At 65.0% G+C, this 20,965-nt stretch carries 18 protein-coding genes; 8 read left to right on the top strand and 10 right to left on the bottom strand.

Features of this window, described 5'->3' with window-relative positions; genetic code table 11:
- Window positions 1–32: 32 nt before the first annotated feature.
- The 3 genes from aceA to P0D87_RS06920 form a co-directional block, all read right to left on the bottom strand.
- Window positions 33–1,340 carry an isocitrate lyase gene (gene aceA / locus P0D87_RS06930; RefSeq protein ID WP_006052990.1) on the bottom strand — a complete coding sequence of 436 codons (1,308 nt, stop codon included), beginning with the start codon at window positions 1,338–1,340 and terminating at the stop codon, window positions 33–35.
- A 430-nt stretch (window positions 1,341–1,770) separates the two neighbouring features.
- Entirely contained in the window at window positions 1,771–3,384 is a 1,614-nt protein-coding gene (locus P0D87_RS06925; RefSeq protein WP_006052991.1) for a DEAD/DEAH box helicase, read from the bottom strand.
- A 478-nt stretch (window positions 3,385–3,862) separates the two neighbouring features.
- The gene (locus P0D87_RS06920; protein ID WP_053859049.1) at window positions 3,863–4,132 is read right to left on the bottom strand and encodes an acyl-CoA-binding protein; all 270 of its coding nucleotides are present in this window, start codon (window positions 4,130–4,132) and stop codon (window positions 3,863–3,865) included.
- Window positions 4,133–4,301: 169 nt separating this feature from the next.
- Between P0D87_RS06920 and tsaB the strand changes: the two genes are divergently transcribed.
- The 4 genes from tsaB to P0D87_RS06900 all read left to right on the top strand — a co-directional run bounded on the left by tsaB (window position 4,302) and on the right by P0D87_RS06900 (window position 7,816).
- The gene (gene tsaB, locus P0D87_RS06915) at window positions 4,302–5,120 is read left to right on the top strand and encodes a tRNA (adenosine(37)-N6)-threonylcarbamoyltransferase complex dimerization subunit type 1 TsaB (protein ID WP_053858280.1); all 819 of its coding nucleotides are present in this window, start codon (window positions 4,302–4,304) and stop codon (window positions 5,118–5,120) included.
- Window positions 5,117–5,611 (top strand): ribosomal protein S18-alanine N-acetyltransferase, encoded by a 495-nt coding sequence (gene rimI / locus P0D87_RS06910; RefSeq protein WP_006052994.1) that lies wholly within the window; start codon window positions 5,117–5,119, stop codon window positions 5,609–5,611. The genes tsaB and rimI overlap by 4 nt, the downstream gene beginning before the upstream one ends.
- Window positions 5,598–6,770, top strand: coding sequence for a uracil-DNA glycosylase (locus P0D87_RS06905; RefSeq protein ID WP_053858279.1), 1,173 nt, complete (start codon window positions 5,598–5,600; stop codon window positions 6,768–6,770). The genes rimI and P0D87_RS06905 overlap by 14 nt, the downstream gene beginning before the upstream one ends.
- 83 nt (window positions 6,771–6,853) lie before the next feature.
- Window positions 6,854–7,816 (top strand): DUF1853 family protein, encoded by a 963-nt coding sequence (locus P0D87_RS06900; RefSeq protein ID WP_053858278.1) that lies wholly within the window; start codon window positions 6,854–6,856, stop codon window positions 7,814–7,816.
- A 16-nt stretch (window positions 7,817–7,832) separates the two neighbouring features.
- On the opposite strand, the gene thiD is transcribed toward P0D87_RS06900, so the two are convergent.
- Together thiD and lplT are read right to left on the bottom strand one after the other, a co-directional pair.
- Window positions 7,833–8,642: a bifunctional hydroxymethylpyrimidine kinase/phosphomethylpyrimidine kinase gene (gene thiD, locus P0D87_RS06895; RefSeq protein ID WP_006052997.1), complete on the bottom strand. Its 810-nt coding sequence runs from the start codon at window positions 8,640–8,642 to the stop codon at window positions 7,833–7,835.
- Window positions 8,643–8,724: 82 nt separating this feature from the next.
- Window positions 8,725–10,032, bottom strand: a complete 1,308-nt coding sequence (lplT, locus tag P0D87_RS06890) for a lysophospholipid transporter LplT (RefSeq protein WP_006052998.1) — start codon at window positions 10,030–10,032, stop codon at window positions 8,725–8,727.
- Between the two features lie 218 nt (window positions 10,033–10,250).
- Here lplT and alr point away from each other — a divergent pair, with 218 nt between their 5' ends.
- From alr to P0D87_RS06875, 3 genes are all read left to right on the top strand, one after another.
- Entirely contained in the window at window positions 10,251–11,321 is a 1,071-nt protein-coding gene (alr, locus tag P0D87_RS06885) for an alanine racemase (protein ID WP_006052999.1), read from the top strand.
- A 62-nt stretch (window positions 11,322–11,383) separates the two neighbouring features.
- Window positions 11,384–12,760 carry a DNA repair protein RadA gene (gene radA / locus P0D87_RS06880; protein WP_006053000.1) on the top strand — a complete coding sequence of 459 codons (1,377 nt, stop codon included), beginning with the start codon at window positions 11,384–11,386 and terminating at the stop codon, window positions 12,758–12,760.
- 155 nt (window positions 12,761–12,915) lie between these two features.
- A complete protein-coding gene (locus P0D87_RS06875; RefSeq protein ID WP_006053001.1) occupies window positions 12,916–13,194 on the top strand; it encodes a DUF2866 domain-containing protein in 279 nt (92 codons plus the stop codon).
- 44 nt (window positions 13,195–13,238) lie between these two features.
- On the opposite strand, the gene P0D87_RS06870 is transcribed toward P0D87_RS06875, so the two are convergent.
- Together P0D87_RS06870 and P0D87_RS06865 are read right to left on the bottom strand one after the other, a co-directional pair.
- Window positions 13,239–14,381 (bottom strand): CaiB/BaiF CoA transferase family protein, encoded by a 1,143-nt coding sequence (locus P0D87_RS06870; RefSeq protein ID WP_053858277.1) that lies wholly within the window; start codon window positions 14,379–14,381, stop codon window positions 13,239–13,241.
- A gap of 148 nt (window positions 14,382–14,529) precedes the next feature.
- The gene (locus tag P0D87_RS06865; RefSeq protein WP_053858276.1) at window positions 14,530–16,494 is read right to left on the bottom strand and encodes an ATP-binding cassette domain-containing protein; all 1,965 of its coding nucleotides are present in this window, start codon (window positions 16,492–16,494) and stop codon (window positions 14,530–14,532) included.
- A 135-nt stretch (window positions 16,495–16,629) separates the two neighbouring features.
- On the opposite strand from P0D87_RS06865, the gene P0D87_RS06860 reads away from it, so the two are divergent.
- Window positions 16,630–17,109, top strand: a complete 480-nt coding sequence (locus P0D87_RS06860) for a glutathione peroxidase (protein WP_029970836.1) — start codon at window positions 16,630–16,632, stop codon at window positions 17,107–17,109.
- A gap of 23 nt (window positions 17,110–17,132) precedes the next feature.
- On the opposite strand, the gene cls is transcribed toward P0D87_RS06860, so the two are convergent.
- From cls to dapE, 3 genes are all read right to left on the bottom strand, one after another.
- Window positions 17,133–18,614, bottom strand: coding sequence for a cardiolipin synthase (cls, locus tag P0D87_RS06855; RefSeq protein WP_006053005.1), 1,482 nt, complete (start codon window positions 18,612–18,614; stop codon window positions 17,133–17,135).
- 287 nt (window positions 18,615–18,901) lie between these two features.
- Window positions 18,902–19,786, bottom strand: coding sequence for a 50S ribosomal protein L3 N(5)-glutamine methyltransferase (gene prmB / locus P0D87_RS06850; protein WP_053858275.1), 885 nt, complete (start codon window positions 19,784–19,786; stop codon window positions 18,902–18,904).
- Window positions 19,787–19,824: 38 nt separating this feature from the next.
- Entirely contained in the window at window positions 19,825–20,964 is a 1,140-nt protein-coding gene (dapE, locus tag P0D87_RS06845) for a succinyl-diaminopimelate desuccinylase (RefSeq protein WP_006053007.1), read from the bottom strand.
- Between the last annotated feature and the right edge of the window lies 1 nt (window position 20,965).

Genomic DNA, 20,965 nt, shown 5'->3' with positions numbered 1-20,965 from the left:
CCTTTCGTCTTTGCGATCAGGTCGCGAGACCGTTACGCGACTTTCTTGTCGAAGAACTGCTCGTCTTCCGTCGAGCCGTGCAGCGCCGTCGTCGATGCTTCGCGCTCGACCGTCTGCGTGACCGCGTCGAAATAGCCGGTGCCCACTTCGCGCTGATGCTTGACGGCGGTGAAGCCCTTTTCCGCTGCCGCAAATTCGGCCTGCTGCATCTCGACGAACGCCGTCATCTGATTGCGCGCGTAGCCGTGCGCGAGGTTGAACATCGAGTAGTTCAGCGCGTGGAAGCCGGCCAGCGTGATGAACTGGAACTTGTAGCCCATGGCGCCGAGTTCGCGCTGGAACTTGGCGATGGTCGCGTCGTCCAGATTCTTCTTCCAGTTGAACGACGGCGAGCAGTTGTACGACAGCAGTTGATCCGGGTACTCCTTGTGGATCGCGTCGGCGAATTTCTTCGCGAACTCGAGGTCCGGCTTGCCCGTTTCGCACCAGATCATGTCGGCGTAGGGCGCGTAGGCGAGGCCGCGCGAGATCGCCTGTTCGAGACCCGGCTTCGTGCGATAGAAACCTTCGACGGTGCGCTCCCCGGTCAGGAACGGCTTGTCGTTTTCGTCGACGTCCGACGTGATCAGGTCGGCGGCTTCCGCATCGGTGCGGGCGAGCAGCACGGTCGGCACGCCGGAGACATCGGCGGCGAGACGCGCGGCGGTCAGCTTGGCGATGTTTTCGCGCGTCGGCACGAGCACCTTGCCGCCCATGTGACCGCATTTCTTCACCGAAGCGAGCTGGTCTTCGAAGTGCACGCCCGCGGCGCCGGCTTCGATCATCGCCTTCATCAGTTCGAACGCGTTCAGCACGCCGCCAAAACCGGCCTCTGCGTCCGCGACGATCGGCGCGAAGTAGTCGATATAGCCTTCGTCGCCCGGATTCTTGCCTTCCGACCACTGGATCTGGTCGGCGCGCGTCAGCGTGTTATTGATGCGCTTGACGACGAGCGGCACCGAATTCGCCGGGTAGAGCGACTGGTCCGGGTACATTTCGCCGGCCACGTTCGCGTCGCCCGCGACCTGCCAGCCCGACAGATAGATCGCCTTCAGACCTGCCTTGACCTGCTGCATCGCCTGATTGCCGGTCAGCGCGCCGAGCGAGTTGACGAACGGCTCGGTGTTCACGCTATGCCAGAGCTTTTCGGCGCCACGCTTGGCGAGCGTGTGCTCGACCTGCACGGAGCCGCGCAGGCGGATCACGTCTTCGGCGGTATAGCTGCGCTTCACGCCTTTCCAGCGCGGATCGGTTTCCCATTGCTGTTGAAGTTGGCGGGCTTGTTCTTCGCGCGTCGTCATGATTTTCTCCTTGGTTGCCTAATGAACAGATGGTGGACTCTGTCTTCGTCGAAGCGGGCCGGCCGGCGCTCAGCGCCTAAGCGTTTCGTTTCGTGAAGTCTTATATAAGAGTCTAGGCAAATCGACAGACGCGCAATAGCCGGGCGGGCGCGATTTTCCAATAAATCTTTGTTCGGATAATCAGTGGGTTATCTTCGACGTTCCGCATTAAGAAACGTTATTTTCCCTGCTGCAATGCCCGTCGTTGTGCTGTGCAGCACGATTTTTTACGACGCAAAAAATTTTTCCACATTGTGAAATTTAGGCGGCGATGCGTCGCAGGCGAAAAAAAACCGGTGCCTGGGCACCGGTTTTTCTGTCGACCAGCCGACGATGAAGCGCTGTCGGGGTCATTCAACTCATTGCTACGCAGAGCGTAGCGCTGCGTACGTTAGCTGCCGCGACGCGCGGTACGCGGACCGTCGCTGCGGCGTGCGCCGTAGCCGCCGTCACGCGAGCCGCCGTAGCCTTCGCGCGAACCGCTGCCTGCCGGCTTGCCGGCCCAACCGCTGCCATTGCCGCTGCCGCTGCGCGAGCTGCCTGCGCTGCCGGCCGGCTTGCCCGAGCCGCTGCCGAAGCGACGGCCGCCGCTATTGCCGCCGCCCGGACGGCCGCGGCCGCCAAAGCCAGGACGGCCGTTACCCGACGGAGCCGACTTGCGCGGCTCGAAGCCTACGACAACGTTCACCGGCAGCGGCGTGCGCACGAAGCGCTCGATGCGCTTGAGCGCGCCCTGTTCGGCATGATGCACGAGGCTCACCGCGATGCCCGAGCGACCGGCGCGGCCAGTACGGCCGATACGATGCACGTAGTCTTCGGCGAACTTCGGCAAGTCGTAGTTGAACACGTGCGTGATGCCCGGAATGTCGATGCCGCGAGCGGCGACGTCCGTTGCCACCAGCACGCGCACGCGACGCTCGCGCAATGCCTTGATCGTGCGGTTACGCGCGCCTTGCGGCAGGTCGCCGTGCAGTGCGGCCGATTCGAAACCGGCGTCGGCGAGACGTCCGGCCAGTTGATCGGCGTCCATCTTGGTTGCCGTGAAGACGATGGCCTGATCGAGGCCTTCGTCACGCAGCAGATGGTCGAGCAGACGGTCCTTGTGATCGCGGTCGTCCACGTAATGGACGGTTTGCGCGATGTTCGTGCGTTGTTCCAGGCGCTGAACGATCTCGATACGCTCCGGATCTTTCAACAGACGGCCCGTCAGCGAACCGATCTTGCCGTCGAGCGTGGCCGAGAACAGCATCGTCTGACGCGTAGCCGGCGTAGCGGCGACGATCGTTTCGATGTCTTCGATGAAGCCCATGTCAAGCATGCGGTCAGCTTCGTCGAGCACGAGAATCTGCAGTTGCGACAGGTCGATACGGCCGCGTTCCAGGTGGTCGATCAGACGACCCGGCGTGGCAACCAGGATTTCCGGGTTCTTTGCCAGCAGCATCAATTGCTGACCATAAGCGACGCCGCCGAGAATGCTGACGGTGCGCAGGCGCTTGAGGTGCTTGCCGTACGTGGCGGCGGCGGTGGTGACCTGCATCGCGAGTTCGCGGGTCGGCGTCAGAACCAGCATGGTCGGACGTGCAACCGGTTGCGGACGGCGCGTGTTGCGGGCGCCGTCGGCCGGACGCGGCTCGCGCGGCTGGCTGGCTTGCGCCTTTTGCAATTGCGAGAAACGTTCGATGGCGGGCAGCATGAACGCGGCGGTCTTGCCCGAACCGGTCGGGCTCGAGACCATCAGGTCGCGGCCGGCGATGGCGGCGGGCACTGCGCGTTGCTGAACCGGCGTCGGGTTCTGATAGCCAGCGGCGGTCAGCGCGGAGACGACATCCGCGGACAGGCCGAGCGACGCGAACGACGGGCCGGCGGGGGCGGCGGCTTCAGCGGCGACGGCAGGCGCGGCAGCGGCAACAGCGGGTGCTGCGGCTTGCGCGGGTGCGTCGGCGAAACCGAGGGCCTGGTCGGCGATGGCGTTCAACGGGCTGCTGGGGGTATTGCTCGAAGTCATGAGAATCCTTAAAACACAGGGAATTAAAACGTCGGCGCCAATCGGCATACCCAAGTCGTCGGATTCAGCGAGCAAAGAAGCAGCGAGCAAATCGAAAAACGGGGGCAACTCGCACCAATGGAGGGCGAGTTTTTCGTTAGAAGCTGTATCGGATGCGACACGCCAACATTGGCTTGCCGCCAGCCTGGGACATGATCGCCCGTAGGGGGCTAGGCAGGAGGGGACAGGTTCTAAACTGGATTGGAGCTAAACGCTACGAGGCGCTGCGCCGCAAAGGCCGCTTGAGAAAGCCGGGCAAAGCAGTGAAGCGCAGGCAGCATTGTATAGGTATTTGTTGCACTGCGCCACTGTTAGGATATTTCCTAGCGCGAAACTTGCGCCGCGGGCCGACGCTGCGGCGCGTTGGGGCGCGTGTTTCGGCCGCTTTATGGCTGCGCTTATGGCCGAACTTCCAGCCGGATTCCCGCCCGCACGCGTGTCAGGCCGAGGCGCCGCTCTTCAGCGATTCCACGAGTTCCACGTATTGCTGCTTGGCTGCGTCCTGCGCGGTGCCCTTGAGCGCGGCCCACGCGTCGTACTTGTATTTGCCGACGATGTCGGTAAAGCCCGGCTTGTCGCCCTGCACGTCGCCTTCGCTCGCCTGCTTGAAGAGCGCATAGAGGCGCAGCAGCGTGAGGTTGCCCGGGCGTTCGGGCAGTTGCTTGACGTCTTCCTGGGCCTGGGTGAACTGCATGTCGAGGTTCGTCATCTTGATGCGCTCCGGCGCGGTGATCGGGTGGCCGACGATCATAACAATTGCATGCCGTGGCGTGGCCGAGGGCTTATTCCAAACGCCGGTGATCGCTGATCGGCAAACCGGCACCCGGATGCGGGCCCAAACCGCATCCGCGCGCGCCGTGCCGATTACAATACCGTCCATGACTCAGACCGTGCTTCTTGCCCTCGATACCTCCACCGAATTCTGCTCGGTCGCGCTGTTGTCCGCCGCCGTCGACGCCGCCGGCCACGTGCAAACCGAGCCGCGCGCGTGGGTCCGCCACGAGCAGACCGGCGCCGTCTCCAGCACGCGGCTTCTGCCCGCGATCCGCGAACTTTTCGACGAAGCCGGCTTGGCGCTCGCCGATTGCAACGCGATCGCATTCGGCTCCGGCCCCGGCTCTTTCACCGGACTTCGCACCGCGACGGGCGTCGCACAGGGACTCGCGTTCGGCCTCGATCTGCCGGTCGTGCCGATCAGCACGTTGCTCGTTTGCGCGGAAAGCGCCCGGCGCCGCGATCCGGCCGCGACGCGCGTGCTGGCCGCGCTCGACGCCCGCATGGACGAAATTTACTGGGCCGATTACACGTGGGACGACGCGCAAGGCGAGTGGCGCGTGCTGCAGCAAGCGTCGCTCGACACGCCTCAGCAGCTTGTCGTGCCGGCCGAGCCGTTCACGCTCGCGGGCAACGCCGCCGCGGCTTTCGGCGCGCGTCTGCCGGCCGCGTCCGCCGCCCGAACCGTCGATCACGACGCGCTGCCGCATGCGTTGCCGCTCGCCTACGCCGCGCTGCGGGCGTTCCACGCGGGACGCACGGTGCCCGCCGACCAGGCCGCGCCCGAGTACGTGCGCAACAAGGTCGCGCAGACCACGGCCGAGCGCATCGCCGAAAAAGCCGCGAAAGCGGAGCAGGCGGCGGCGCTCGCAGAGCGCCCGAACGGTGCGGAGGACCCCCCGTTGCGCGAGGGCCGGCCATGAGCGGCGTGCTGCTGGCGGATCGCTACATGTCGCCGATGACCGAAGGCGATCTGGACGAAGTGGCCGCCATCGAAAAGCTCGCCTATGAATTTCCGTGGAGCCGCGGTAACTTCGGCGACTCGCTGCGCAACGGCTATTTCGGCATCTGTCTGCGGCATGTCACCGGCACGTTGATTGGCTATTGCGTGCTGATGCCCGTCGTCGACGAAATGCATTTGCTCAATCTGTGCGTCGCGCCCGACGCGCAAGGCGCGGGCGCCGGGCTCACGCTGCTGCGCGAAGCGGTGCGCATCACGCGCGCCGAAAAGCTCGACGGACTGCTGCTCGAAGTGCGGCCGTCGAACCATCGCGCGATCCGGCTTTATGAGCGCTTCGGCTTTACGTCGATTGGCCGGCGCAAAAACTATTATCCGGCGCGGCATCGCAGCCGGGAGGACGCCATCGTGATGCGTTTATCGTTTGTCAGGGAGGGCGCGGATGGCGCTGCATGAATCGGTATTGGAAGAATTCGGACTCGCGCCGCGCTGGGTGCGTCGCGGCATGGGCGCGGTGCAGGAAGCGGCTGCCGGGCTGAGCGACGAGCCGCAGGGCACACGGGCCGACGATGCGGTCCACGCGCGAACGTCGGTTGAAACCGGACCGCGTGCTGACGGCGTTCAGACGCCACGAGCGGCAGCGCTGCCGCGTGAGCGGTCGCAGAGCGGGGAGCCGGCCGGGCGCGCCGCCGAGTCCACGCGCTTCGCCGGGAGCGCGCAGCAAGGCGCGCAGCAGGACGGCCTTGGGGCGCCGCCCGTGTCGCAAGCGCGGCAGCAGCAGCGCGTGCAACCGGCAGCCGACGGCAGCGATCCGCGAACGGCGCAACCGTCGCGCACGCCTGAGCCGGAGCGCCGGCCTTCCATCGCCGCAAGCGATGAGCCGGCCGTGGCGCAGCCGCCGCGCACATCGGAGCCGTCTTCTTTCGACGCCCCGCCCGACGACGGCTTCGCGTGGTTCGACGATTTGCCGCTACATCCGCCGGGCGAGGGCGACGCCGACGCCGCCATGCCGGCGCTGCCCGCAATCGACACGCTCGACTGGGACGCACTGAGCGAGCGCGTCTCGACTTGCGAGCGCTGCCGGCTGTGCGAGAAACGCACGAAGACCGTATTCGGCGTCGGCGACCGGAACGCGGACTGGATGCTGATCGGCGAAGCGCCAGGCGAAAACGAGGACCGCGTGGGCGAACCGTTCGTCGGCCAGGCCGGCAAGCTGCTCGACAACATGCTGCGTTCGCTGACGCTCGCGCGCGACAGCAACGTCTATATCGCGAACGTCATCAAGTGCCGCCCGCCTGGCAACCGCAATCCCGAGCCCGACGAAGTCGCGCGCTGCGAGCCGTATCTGCAACGCCAGGTCGCGCTCGTCAAGCCGAAGCTGATCGTCGCGCTCGGCCGCTTCGCCGCGCAAAGCCTGCTCAAGACGGATGCGAGCATTTCGTCGCTGCGCGGCCGCGTCCACGAATACGAGGGCGTGCCGGTGATCGTCACGTATCACCCGGCCTATCTGCTGCGCAGCCTGCCCGACAAAGCCAAGGCGTGGGCCGATCTGTGCCTCGCGCGCGATACGTGGCGCGAGGCGGGCGGCGAGTCGTCGAATGCGGCGAGCCAGTGACGGTCGACCCACCGTCGGCGCCCCGGCCTGACGCGGCCCGACCTGACGCGGCCCGGCCTGACGCGCCGCGCGCCGACGCGGCGATGCTTCGCGCCTTGCTCGACACGTTGCATGACCCCGCGGTGCGCGATCTCGCGTGGCTGCTTCTGAGCGCCGATTTGTTGCGTCCGCAACCGCCGGCAGGCGAGTTGGCCACGCTTTTTCATACGCCGCAGGAACTCGCCGAAACGCTCGACTTTCTGCGCTCGCTCGACGCTGCGCCCGAACCTTTGCATCGCGATCTCGCGGCGACGCGCATCACGCGGCTTGGCCGCTACGCCGAACGTCTGCTGGGCTGGTTTCTGCAGCACGGACCGGCGGCGCGGCTCGTCGCGGCCGGTGTGCCGTTGCGGCGCGCGGGCGTCACGCTTGGCGAATGCGATTTTCTGCTCGAAACGCAAGAAGGCGCGCGGCTTCACTGGGAACTCGCGGTGAAGTGCTATCTGCATGCGGGCCATTCCGGCACGCACCACGCGTCAGAGCTATCGGACTATGTCGGCCCAAATCTGAAAGACCGCTTCGATCTGAAGCTCGCCCATCTGCTCGGCCATCAATTGCTGTTGAGCGCGCGTGAAGACTTTGCGTCGGCCGGTTATCCGGGCTTGTGGACGCCGCAAATGTTCATCAAGGGCTGGCTGTTCTATCGGCACGGACACGGCGAGACGCCGGCCGATCCCGTCGAACTCGATCCCGCGCATGGCCGCGGCTGGTGGGTGACGCATGGCGAGTGGCTGCGGTTCGCGTCGGCGCATGGCCGGCATTGGCGCACGCTGCCGCGTCTCGAATGGCTGGCGCCGCGCCGCTATCGTGTGGACGAACAACACACGGCCGGCACGCCCTTCGTCGATGCACAAACGCTCGCGGCTCAAACCTCGCAGCAACACGTTCCGACGATGGTCGCCGCATTCGACGAAGACGCCACCGGCGATCTGCTCGAACGCAGTCGCGGTTTCATCGTGCCCGACGATTGGCCGCAGCGGGCAAGGGACTACGCACGGCAGCAGTAGCGGTACGCGCGCTGCGTTACCACCATCGATAGAAATGATGCACCGGGCCGACGCCGCTGCCGACGTCGAGGCGATCGCTCGCCTGCAATGCGCCGGTCAGATATTCCTTCGCATCCGCGACCGCGCTCGCCAGATCGCCGCGTTGCGGGATCAGCGCTGCAATCGCCGACGACAACGTGCAGCCCGTGCCGTGCGTGTTCTTCACCGGCACGCGCGGACCGCCCAGCCGCAGCGTGCCGCTCTCCTGCACCAGCCAGTCGGGACTGTCGGCGGCGTTCAAATGGCCGCCCTTCATCAGCACCGCGCGGGCGCCGAGCGCGCGCAGCGCTTCGCCTTGTTCGAGCATCGCGGCTTCGTCGGCAGCGGCTTGCGCGCCGCCGAGCAGCGCGGCCGCTTCGGGCAGATTGGGCGTCAGCAGATCGGCAAGCGGCAGCAGTTCGTCGCGCAAGGCCGCGACCGCGTCGGGCAGCAGCAGCGCATGGTTGCTCTTCGAGATCATCACGGTATCGAGCACGATGTGCGCGGGCTTGTGCCGGCGCAACGCGTCGGCGACGGCGCGCACGATCGACGCATTGGCCAGCATGCCGATCTTCACCGCGTCGATACGGATGTCGTCGAACACCGCGTCGAGTTGCGCGCTGACGAAGCCCGCGTCCGGCGCGTGAATCGCGGTGACGCCGCGCGTGTTCTGCGCGGTCAGCGCGGTGATCACGCTCGCGCCGTAAGCGCCGAGCGCGGAGAAGGCCTTCAGATCGGCCTGAATGCCGGCGCCGCCGCCCGAGTCGGAACCGGCGATCGTCAGCACATTGGGAATCGATTGGGTCATGGCAAAGCGGACTGGCACAGCAGCGTAAAGCCGCGAGGACGGTTGACGGTGGGCGGCCCGACAACCGGGCCGCGCGCGTGGTTCAGTGCTTGACTTCGCCGATCAGCGCGACGGAATCGAACGCGCGCTGATTCGCCTGGTGACGTCGCATGACGAGCCACATCATCACGCAGACGAAGGTGCCGAACAGCACGATCACCGCCGCGACCGGCACGTCGAGCCAGACGAGCACCGCGTACAGGCACAGCATGACAAGCACGGAGAGATTTTCGTTGAAGTTCTGCACGGCGATGGAATGACCGGCCGACAGCAGCACGTGGCCGCGATGCTGGAGCAGCGCATTCATCGGCACCACGAAGAAGCCCGACAGGCCGCCCACGATCATCAGGAAAATGTACGCGAAGATCAGATAGCCGGGCACATGCATGCGGCCGAAGTACAGCCCCCAGTGAGCGGGGAACAGGTGGCGCGTGTAGAACGCCATCAGCATCACGGCAATGCCCATCATGATGCCGACCGGCAGCACCGACAGCGACTTTTTGAGCGGCACGCGCGAAGCCGCGAAGATCGCGCCGGCCGCGACGCCGACGGCCACTACCGCCTGCAGAATCGCGGCTTCGGAAAGCGACATGCCGAGCGACACTTCCGCCCACTTCAGCACGATGAATTGCAGCGTCGCGCCCGCGCCCCAGAAAAGCGTGGTGACGGCCAGCGAAATCTGCCCGAGCTTGTCGCGCCACAGCACGACGAAGCAGTCGGCGAAATCGGTCACGAGCTTGATCGGACCGTGCTGCTGCTTCGGATAGCGCGCGCCGGTATCGGGAATGCGCAGATTGAAGAGCGCCGCGATCACATAGATCACCATGATCACGAGCATCGCCGCTTCGGCGGGCGTGTTCACTGTGGGAATGTGGTGCCGCAGAATGGGCGCCGCGATATGCGGACTGATCAGCGCGCCGCCGAGCACGGTGCCGAGAATGATCGAGCCGACCGTGGTGCCTTCGATCCAGCCATTGGCGGCAACAAGGCGGTCAGGCGGCAGCAGTTCCGTGAGAATGCCGTATTTGGCCGGCGAATACGCCGCCGCGCCGAAACCGACAATACCGTAGGCAATAAGCGGATGCGCGCCGACCAGCATCGTGATGCAGCCGAGCACCTTGATCGTGTTCGTGATGAACATCACGCGTCCTTTCGGACGGGAATCGGCGAAGGCGCCCACGAAGGCGGCAAGAACGACGTACGACAGCACAAAGAACAGCTTGAGCAGCGGCGTCATCCAGTTCGGAGCGTGAAGATCTTTCAGCAGTGCGATAGCGGCGATCAGAAGCGCATTGTCGGCCAGCGACGAAAAAAACTGCGCGGCCATGATGGTGTAAAAACCTTTTTTCATCTGATGCGATGCTGTCCTCGCTGCGGTCTGTCCGCCCCGGCCGTTTGTTATGCGTCCGGGCTTATGCCGTTCGAAATGGGTTGTGCGCACGGCTTTATATCATGAAAATAGCTGCATTCAGACTAGCAGAATCCTTGATCGCACCGCCCAGCGGGCTGCCGCGCGTTGAAAACGCCCTGTAAGCCGCTGATTCGCAAGCGTCTTTACGAAAATATTCCATGCCGCGCCCCCTCTCAGCCACGATTCACACGTCCGCCCTTGCCAATAACCTTGCCGTCGCGCGCCGCTATGCGCCTAAATCGAAGATCTGGGCGGTCGTCAAGGCCAACGCCTACGGGCACGGCCTCGCGCGCGCTTTTCCAGGTTTGCGGGCAACCGACGGCTTTGGGTTGCTGGACCTCGAAGAAGCCGTGAAGTTGCGTGAATTGGGCTGGGCCGGCCCGATTCTTTTGCTCGAAGGCTTTTTTCGTCCGACGGACATCGACGTCATCGACCGCTATAGCCTCACCACGGCGCTGCATTCGGACGAGCAGTTGCGCATGCTGGAAATGGCGCGGCTCTCCAAGCCCGTCAACATCCAGTTGAAGATGAACAGCGGCATGAACCGGCTCGGCTACACGCCGGAAAAATTCCGCGCGGCGTGGGAGCGGGCGCGCGCCTGCCAGGGCGTCGGCCAGATCACGCTAATGACCCATTTCTCCGACGCCGACAGCGAGCGCGGCGTGGCTCACCAGATGGAAGCGTTCGAGCGCGGCGCGCAAGGCATCGCCGGCGCGCGCAGCCTCGCTAATTCCGCTGCGACGCTCTGGCATCCGCAATCGCATTTCGACTGGGTGCGGCCGGGCATCATTCTGTACGGCGCGTCGCCTTCGGGCGTGTCCGCGGCGATCCAGGGCACGGGCTTGCAGCCGGCCATGACGCTCGCGTCGGAACTGATCGCCGTGCAAAACATCGCGGAAGGTCAGACCGTCGGCTACGGCTCGCTCTTCAAGGCGCGCGGGCCAATGCGCATTGGCGTGGTCGCGTGCGGCTATGCGGACGGCTATCCGCGGGTCGCGCCCGAAGGCACGCCGGTGATCGTGGACGGCGTGCGCACGCGGATCGTCGGACGCGTTTCGATGGACATGCTGACCGTCGACCTCACGCCGGTTCCCACGGCGAACGTCGGCTCGCGCGTCGAATTGTGGGGCGCGTCGTTGCCCATCGACGATGTGGCGCGCGCGTGCGGCACGATCGGTTATGAGCTGATGTGCGCGGTCGCGCCACGCGTTCCGGTGCGCGCGGAATGACGTAGGCAACGGCAAACAACAACCAAGCAACATTAGAACAACCGCAACTCGGGCAGGAACGCGTGGCAAAAGCAAAAACGTTGTACGTATGCAGTGAATGCGGCGGTCAATCGCCGAAATGGGCAGGACAATGCCCGTCATGCCAGGCCTGGAACACACTGGTCGAATCGGTTGCGGAAGCACCTTCCACACATCGTTTCCAGTCGCTCGCGAAGAGCGCGCCGGTGCGGCGTCTGGCCGACATCGAAGCGTCCGACGTGCCGCGTTTCACCACCGGCGTCGGCGAATTCGACCGCGTGCTCGGCGGCGGTCTGGTGCCGGGCGGCGTGGTGTTGATCGGCGGCGATCCGGGCATCGGCAAATCGACGCTGTTGCTGCAGTCGCTCGCTGAAATTGCCGCCGACAAGCGCGCGCTCTACATCAGCGGCGAGGAATCGGCTGCGCAAATTGCGTTGCGCGCGCAACGATTGTCGCTGCTCGAACCGGGGTCGAAGGCAAGCGAGCTGCAATTGCTCGCCGAAATCCAACTGGAAAAAATTCAGGCGACGATTGCCGACCAGCGGCCCGATGTCGCCGTCATCGATTCGATCCAGACCGTGTACTCGGACGCGCTCACGTCCGCGCCCGGTTCCGTCGCCCAGGTGCGCGAGTGCGCGGCGCAATTGACGCGCATCGCGAAGCAGTCGGGCACCACGATCATCATGGTCGGCCACGTCACGAAAGAGGGCGCGCTCGCGGGGCCGCGCGTGCTGGAACATATCGTCGATACGGTGCTGTACTTCGAGGGCGACACGCATTCGTCGTTTCGCCTCGTGCGCGCGATCAAGAACCGCTTCGGCGCGGTCAACGAGCTTGGCGTGTTCGCGATGACCGAGCGCGGTTTGCGCGGCGTCGCCAATCCGTCGGCGCTTTTTCTGTCGCAGCATGAACAGTCGGTGCCGGGCTCGTGCGTGCTGGTGACGCAGGAAGGCACGCGGCCGCTGCTGGTGGAAGTGCAGGCGCTGGTCGATTCCGCCAATGCGCCGAATCCGCGGCGCCTTGCGGTCGGCCTCGAACAGAATCGTCTCGCGATGCTGCTCGCGGTGCTGCATCGGCATGCAGGCATTGCCTGTTTCGATCAGGACGTGTTCCTGAACGCGGTGGGCGGCGTGAAGATCACGGAGCCCGCCGCTGACCTCGCGGTGCTGCTCGCGATTCATTCGTCGATGCGTAACAAGCCGTTGCCCAAAGGCCTCGTGGTGTTCGGCGAAGTCGGCCTCGCCGGCGAAATCCGGCCGTCGCCGCGTGGTCAGGAACGTCTGAAGGAAGCGGCCAAGCTCGGCTTTTCGGTGGCCGTGATTCCGAAGGCCAATGCGCCCAAGCAGCCGATAGAAGGCTTACAGGTCGTTGCGGTCGAGCGTATCGAACAGGCAATCGACCGGGTTCGTACGCTCGAGTAGACGGGCCTTTCGCCGCTGCCGCGACCGGGGCGCGCGCGGCGCTTGCCGTAATGCGCGGTAAATATCTCCAGGTTGGCTGTAACCAACAAGCCCTTCCTTTTTCCTTAAGCTGCCAGGGTATTGCATCCCTTCGATGCCGGAAAAAGGATCGCGCCTTGAAACAGTCACATGAAACCGTAGCCGAGCGGCCGATACAGGTGCGCGGTTGCCGGGTCTCCGCGCCCATTCAGCAACCGTGGGGCGGCGCTTGCCGGATTGTCGAGTGGATCGACCGGACCGGACAGATTTCACGCCGCGTGGTAGCGGGCGACGCCACCGCCGCCGACGTGCGCGCCACCATCAATCGCCACGTGGAAGGCCGCAAGCATCTGCTTTACGACGATGAAAAGACGCCGCGTCAGACGTTGCCGCGGCAGACGGTGGCGCGGCGGTAGTTGTCGGCGGCGTCCTCGGGTTGGGATGAGGAGCGAAGGGCGCTTTAGCCTTCGCTTTCCTTGTTGCGCTGACCGAACGCGTCGAGCTCGTGGTTCGGCTCATGCGCTTGATCCGCTTCCTGCGTTTCATACGCCCGCGGATCAAACAGCACATGCCGCGCCGCTTCCGCCGCCGTCAGTACAGGCGAGACGCAGCAATCCAGCGGCTCGAGCAGCGCGACCCATTCATCGAGTGCGCGCGAGCCGAACACGTCGGCAAGCTCCTGCGTGAGCGCGGCGGCGTCCGGTCCGCCAATCGCCTGACCCAGGCTCCAGTGACGCGTGGCCCACTCGGGGCGATCGAGCGCCATGCACAAGCTCTCCCAGAACTTCAGTTCGAGCGCGCCGACCGCGAGCCAGCGGCCGTCCAGCGTGCGGTAGAGGTTGTAGCAGGGCACGCCGCCGTTCAGCAGACCCGAACCCGCGCGTGTTTCTTCCGGCGCCTGTCGCGCTGCGCTTGCCGCCATGTTTCCCGCTGCGCTTGCCGCTATGTTTGCCGCGGCATTCTCATTGGCAAGCGCAACTTGCGCGACCACGTTATGCGCATGCGTGGCGTGTGTCATGGAAACGTCGACAAAGCGGCCCTCGCCGCCGCGCGACACCTGCCACAACGCGGCGAGAATCTGCGTGACCGCGCTAAGCGCGCCGCCAAGCAGATCGGCGATCTGAAAGTTGGGCACGATAGGCGTGCCGTCGCGACTCTGGAGTTGATCCAGCACACCCGCGTAGCCGATGTAGTTCAGGTCGTGCCCGGCGCGATCGGCGAATGGTCCGCGCGCGCCGTAGCCGCTAATCGCGCAGTACACCAACCGCGGATTGGCCGCGCGCAAGGTCGCGTAGCCGACGCCGAGCCGGTCCATCACGCCCGGCCGGAAGCTTTCGATCAGCACGTCCGCCTCGGACGCGAGCGCGCGCAGCACATTGCGTCCCGCTTCGGATTTGAGGTCGAGACGCGTCTCGCGCTTGCCGCGATTGACGAGCCGGTAGAACGCGCCGGGCCGCCCGGCTACGCGGTCGCTCGACGACTGCATCATCGTGCGGGTAGGGTCGCCGGCGCCGGGCGCTTCGATCTTCAACACGTCGGCGCCGAGTTCCGCAAGCCGCAAAGCGGCAACCGGGCCGGGGAGCAGGCGCGTGAGGTCGAGCACGCGCAGGCCCTTTAGAGGCGGTGGCGCGGCGTCGGCCGGCGCGGACTCGCCGAAAGACGAAGCAGATGCAGCAGATGCAGCGGAAGACGTCGCAGATGACAAAGCCAACCTCTCGTCGATGCCGGCGCGGATCGCAGCGAGCGTCCCGCTAACCGATTTGTTCGAGTTCCTCGTGTGTCTCGAGCCACTCGGCTTCGAGCGCCTCGAGGCGTGCGTTCACATCTGCCTGACGGCGGATCGCGTCCGTCAGCTTGCTCTTCTGAGCGGGCTCGTAACTGGCCGGATCGGCGACGAACGCGTCGAGCGTCGCCTTCTCCGCGTTGAGCGCGTCCATTTCCTTCTCGATCTTCGTGATGCGGCTTTGCAGCGGCTTTTTCAGATGCGCGAGCTTCTGACGCGTTTCCGCTTCGAGCCTGCGTTGCTCCTTGCGATTCACGCCGCCGTCCGCGCCGTTGTCGGTGCCGTTCGAGCCACCATTCGCCGCGCCGTTTGCCGCATTCCCCGCCTTCAACGCAGCGCGCTGCTCCGCTGCGTGCTGCAACAGCCAGTCGCGGTAATCGTCGAGATCGCCGTCGAATTCCTGCAGACGGTGCTTCGCGACCAGCATGAACTGATCGGTCGTGGCGCGCAGCAAATGCCGGTCGTGCGAGACGAGAATGAGCGTGCCTTCGAACTGCGCGAGCGCCATCGTCAAAGCGTGCCGCGTCTCCAGATCCAGGTGATTGGTCGGCTCGTCGAGCAGGAGCAGGTTCGGCTTTTGCCAGATGATCAGCGCAAGCGCGAGCCGCGCCTTCTCGCCGCCGGAGAAGGGCGCGATCTTCGACGTCGCCATTTCGCCGGAAAAATTGAAGCTGCCGAGGAAGTCGCGCAATTCCTGTTCGCGTGTGTCGGGCGCGAGACGCGCGAGGTGCTGCAACGGCGTGTCGTCCGCGCGCAGCGTCTCCAACTGATGCTGCGCGAAATAGCCGATGCGCAAACCCTTGCCTTCGCGCACATGCCCGCCGAGCGGCGCAAGCGTGCCGGCCAGCGTCTTGATCAGCGTTGACTTGCCCTGGCCGTTCGCGCCGAGCAGGCCGATGCGCTGACCGTTCTGGATAGACAGCATCACACGCTCGACGATCGCAATCTCCGCGCCGTCCTCGCTGTGGTAGCCGCAGCGCACGTCTTCCATCACCATCATCGGATTCGGCGCGGAATCGGGCGTGCGGAATTCGAACGTGAACGGCGACGTGGCGTGCGCCGGCGCGATCAGTTCCATCTTTTCCAGCGCCTTCACGCGGCTTTGCGCCTGACGCGCCTTGGTGGCCTGCGCCTTGAAACGGTTGATGTAGCTCTGCAGATGCGCGACCGTGCGCTGCTGCTTCTCGTACGCATTCTGTTGCAGCGCGATCTGCTGCGCGCGCAGCACTTCGAATTGCGAGTAGTTGCCGCCGTAACGTTTGATCTGCTGCTGTTCGAGATGCAGCGTGACGTTGCAGACGGAGTCGAGAAATTCGCGGTCGTGCGAGATCACGATCAGCGTGCCCGGAAAGCGATGCAGCCACTCCTCGAGCCAGACGATTGCGTCGAGGTCCAGGTGGTTGGTCGGTTCGTCGAGCAGCAGCAAGTCCGACCGGCACATCAGCGCCTGCGCGAGATTCAGGCGCATGCGCCAGCCACCCGAGAAGCTGCTGACCGGCTCGCGGGTCTGCTCGAGCGTGAAGCCGAGACCGAGCAGCAAGGCTTCGGCGCGCGCGGGCGCCGTGTAGCCGTCGGCGTCCGCAAAGGCTGCGTGGGCTTCGGCTTCGGCCGCGCCGTCGTGCGCGGCGGAGGCGGCGGCAATGCGTGCTTCGATCGCGCGCAATGCGGCGTCGCCGTCGAGCGTATAGGCGAGTGCGGTCTTGTCGGCAGCGGGCGTTTCCTGCGCGACGTGCGCGATCTGCCACGTGGGCGGGATCGAAAAATCGCCGCCGTCCGCGTGCAGTTCGCCGAGCAGCACGGCAAACAGCGTCGACTTGCCCGCGCCGTTTGCGCCCACGAGGCCGGCCTTTTCGCCGGGATTGAGCGTGAACGTGGTGTTGTCGAAGAGCGGCTTGGTGCCGCGCGCGAGGCTGAACTGGTTAAAGCGGATCACGAAGAGGCCGGCTGAAGAAAAACGCTATTTTAGACTGCCGGGGATGACACCGGGACCTTAGCCGGCATCGGCCATTCGGCCGACTGTATCGGCCGCGCTTTTGACATAGACTGACGGCTTTCGTGGGGAGAGCATATGACATCGATTTATTCTTTTACGGCCCGCACGCTAGGCGGCGAGGAAGTGAGCCTCGCGCAGTACGAAGGCAAGGTGCTGCTGATCGTCAATACGGCGAGCGAATGCGGGTTCACGCCGCAATACGCGGGCTTGCAGAAGCTCTATGACGGCTACGCGGCGCGCGGGCTCACGGTGCTGGGCTTTCCATGCAATCAGTTCGGCAAGCAGGAACCGGGCGACGCCGCGCAGATCGGTAGCTTTTGCGAGAAGAACTACGGCGTGACGTTCCCGATGTTCGACAAGATCGACGTGAACGGCGCGAATGCGCATCCGCTGTTCCGTTATCTGACGGGCGAGGCGCCGGGGCTGCTCGGCCTCGAAGGCATCAAGTGGAATTTCACGAAATTTCTGATCGGCCGCGACGGCAACGTGGTCAAGCGCTATGCGCCGCTGACCAAGCCGGAGACGATTACCGAGGACATCGAAAAGCTGCTGTGAAACCGGCGGCACGTGGCGGGGTTTTAGAGAATCGGCGAGAACAGCCGGGCCACGTGCATGAGTACGCGCCGCACCGCGCTCGCCTGGCGATACTCGTTGCGGTCGATCTCACGCGATTGCGCGAAGTCGTCGAGCAGCATGGCTTCGACTTCTTTCGCAAATGACTGATCGACGGTCACGACCATGATCTCGAAGTTGAGCCGGAACGAACGGTTGTCGAGGTTGGCGCTGCCCACTGCGGCGGCCACCGTGTCGATCAGCACGACCTTCTGGTGCAGAAAGCCGGGTTGATAACGAAAGATGCGGATGCCCGCGCGTAGCGAATCGTACGCGTACAGCTTCGACGCTTCGAACACCACGACATGATCGCGCCGGCTCGGAATCATGATGCGCACGTCGACGCCGCGCAGCGCGGCGAGCCGCAATGCGGAGAACACGGCTTCGTCGGGAATGAGGTAGGGCGTCGTGATCCAGATGCGCTCGCGCGCCGCGTTGATCGCTTCGACGAAAAACAGCGAGCAGGTTTCCTGTTTGTCGGCGGGGCCGCTCGGCACAACCAGGCAGTGCATGTCGTGGTTGGCAGCGGGCGTTGAGCTTGCGGGGAGCGACGCGTTCGTGGAGTCCACCGGCATCGGCGGCACATCGAGTTGCGGCAATTGCTGCGTGGCCCAGTACCAGTCCTCGGTGAACACGAACTGGATGCTCGCGACCGCCGGCCCGCGCACTTCGATATGCGTGTCGCGCCACGGCGAAAGCGGCGGCTTCGCGCCCAGATACTCGACGCCGACGTTGTGTCCGCCGACAAACGCGCGTTCGCCGTCGACGGAAACGATTTTGCGGTGATTGCGGAAGTTCAGTTGCAGCCGGTTGACGAACAGGCGATTGGTCGCGAACGGATGCGTGTCCACGCCGCCCGCGCGCAACGACGCGACGTAACGATGAGGCAGATCGAAGCTGCCGATGCTGTCGTACAGAAAATAGACGCGCACGCCTTGCCGCGCTTTCGCGATCAACGCTTCCTTGAACATCTCGCCGAGCGCGTCTTCACGGACGATGAAGAACTGCACGATGATGTAGTGACGCGCGTGCTCGATGGCATCGAAAATGGCCTCGAAAGTCGCCGTGCCGTTCACCAGCGTACGCACGGCATTGCCCGGCAGAAACGGCATGCCGCCAAGGCGCGTCAGCGAGTGCACGAGCCTGCCGCCCAGCGCATGCGCGGGCAGTTCGACCGACGAAGCCAGCTTGTCCCACTGCGGAGGATGCGCGTGCGTGCGCAACAGTTCGTTCTCGACGCGGCGGGCGTCGGCATAGCCGGCGAACTTGCTGCGCCCGAGGAACAGATAAGGGACGAGCGTCAGATACGGCATCGCGACCAGCGACACGGCCCACGCGATCGCGCCTTGCGACGTGCGGGTATTGAGAATCGCGTGACACGCCGCGACCGCGCCGAGTATGTGCGCGAGGGCCACCAGCGTGCCGACGTGAAGCAGGTCGAATTGCATAGGCGAGCGAAGGGTTGAGCGGAATGCCGTGCCGGGGCGTCGGAGGAACGCGGGCAACGGCGCTCATCTTACCGAACGCGAGGCGGTTGGGGTGAGGGCGGGGTTTGCGTGGGGCGACGGCGGGGGCGGGCTTAGAGCTTCTGCGGACTGCGTGTGCGCGTGCGCGCGGCGGCGCGCGTGCTGGCTGGCTTCGGCGCGCAGCCCAGCAAAAGCGGCAAGCCAACGCCGACCGGCGCGCAGGCGCCTCTCGCCCACGCACCGCTCGACGCTAAAACATCGTCACAACATCAGACGGGCAGATCCGCGGCCTGAATCAGGAACACGTTGTCGTCGCCGGCGCTCGTCGACAGCCAGACGAGGTTCAGGCCGCCGAACGCCGCTTCCACATGCTGACGCTCATTGCCGATCTCGATCACGAGCACGCCGTCTTCGGTCAGCCAGTTGCGTGCGTCCGCAATGATTCGCCGCACGATGTCCATGCCGTCCGCGCCGCCCGCAAGCGCCATTTCCGGCTCGTGCTTGTACTCGGCGGGCAGCTCCTGCATCGACGCCGCGTTCACATACGGCGGATTGCTGATGATCACGTCGTAGCGGCGCTGCGCGAGCGGCGCATACAGATCGCCTTCGAAGAGCGCGATGCGGTCGTCGAGCTTGTAGTCGGCCACGTTGCGCGCGGCGACTTCGAGGGCCGGCGCGGACAGGTCGACCGCGTCGATGTCGGCATTCGGAAACGCGTGCGCCGCGAGAATCGCGAGACACCCGGAACCCGTACACAATTCGAGCACGGCGCTCACCTGCTCGGGATCTTCCACATACGGTTGCAGGCCGTCCTGCAGCAGCTCGCCGATAAACGAACGCGGCACGATCACGCGCTCGTCGACGTAAAAGCGAAAGCCGTGCATCCACGCTTCCTGCGTGATGTACGCGGCCGGCACGCGCTCGCTGGCGCGGCGCTCGATCACGTTGAGCACGGCGTCGATTTCGGCCGCCGAGAGACGCGCGTCCATGAACGGCTCGAGCAGGTCGAGCGGCAGATGGAGCGTGTGCAGCACCAGGTAGGCGGCTTCGTCGTAGGCGTTGGCCGAGCCGTGGCCGAACGACAGCCCGGCCTGATTGAAGCGCGACACCGCGAAACGCAGCAGGTCGCGGACGGTGGAAAAGGGCAACGTCATCGCAATAGTCCTTGAATGTCCCTCGTATGCGCCGAGGGTTAAGCGATCAGTTGTTCGAGCACGCGGCGGTACACGTTCTTGAGCGGCTCGATGTGGGCAACTTCGATATGTTCGTCGATCTTGTGGATGCTGGCGTTCAGCGGGCCGAACTCGACCACCTGTTGGCAGATGCGCGCGATGAAGCGGCCGTCCGACGTGCCGCCCGTGGTCGATAGTTCGGTGTTCACGCCGGTTTCGTCCTTGATCGCTTTCGCCAGCGCGCTCGACAGTTCGCCGTGCGGCGTGAGAAACGGCAGGCCGCTGACCGTCCATTGCAGATCGTATTCGAGGCCGTGCCGGTCGAGGATCGCGTGGACGCGCTGCTGCAATCCTTCGACCGTGCTGGCCGTCGAGAAGCGGAAGTTGAACATGATGTCGGCGTGGCCGGGAATCACGTTGGTGGCGCCTGTGCCGCTATGAATGTTCGACACTTGCCAGGTGGTGGGCGGGAAGTACTGGTTGCCGTCATCCCAGCGTTCGGCGACGAGATCGGCCAGCGCGGGCGCGAGCAGATGCACCGGGTTTTTCGCCAGGTGCGGATACGCGATATGGCCTTGCACGCCCTTGACGACGAGTTTGCCCGACATCGAGCCGCGCCGGCCGTTCTTTACCGTGTCGCCGAACTGCGCGCTCGAAGTCGGTTCACCGACGATGCAGTAGTCCATGCGTTCGCCGCGCGCCTGCAGCGCTTCGACGACCTTGACCGTGCCGTCGGTGGCGGGGCCTTCTTCGTCGCTCGTGATCAGGAACGCGATCGAGCCGCGATGCTGAGGATGCGCCGCGACGAATTCCTCGCTCGCCACCACGAAGCCGGCGATCGACGTTTTCATGTCGGCTGCGCCCCGGCCGTACAGCTTGCCGTCGCGATGCGTCGGCTCGAACGGCGCGGATTGCCATTGATCGAGCGGGCCGGTGGGCACCACGTCCGTATGACCGGCAAATGCGAGCAGTTTGCCCGCCCGGCCGTCGACGCCGCGTTTCACGGCCCACAGATTCGTCACGCCGTTCGATTCGATGGTTTCGTGCTCGAAGCCGAGCGCGGACAGGCGCTCGATCAGAAGGCGCTGGCAATGCTGGTCGTCGGGCGTGACGGAGGCGCGCGCGATCAGTTGTTCGGTAAGGGCGAGGGTGCCGGACATG

Origin of the sequence: Paraburkholderia sp. RL17-368-BIF-A, from assembly GCF_046054045.1 — a bacterium.
In the GTDB taxonomy this organism is placed as follows: Bacteria; Pseudomonadota; Gammaproteobacteria; order Burkholderiales; family Burkholderiaceae; genus Paraburkholderia; species Paraburkholderia graminis.
This window is presented reverse-complemented; position numbering and strand designations above follow the sequence as displayed.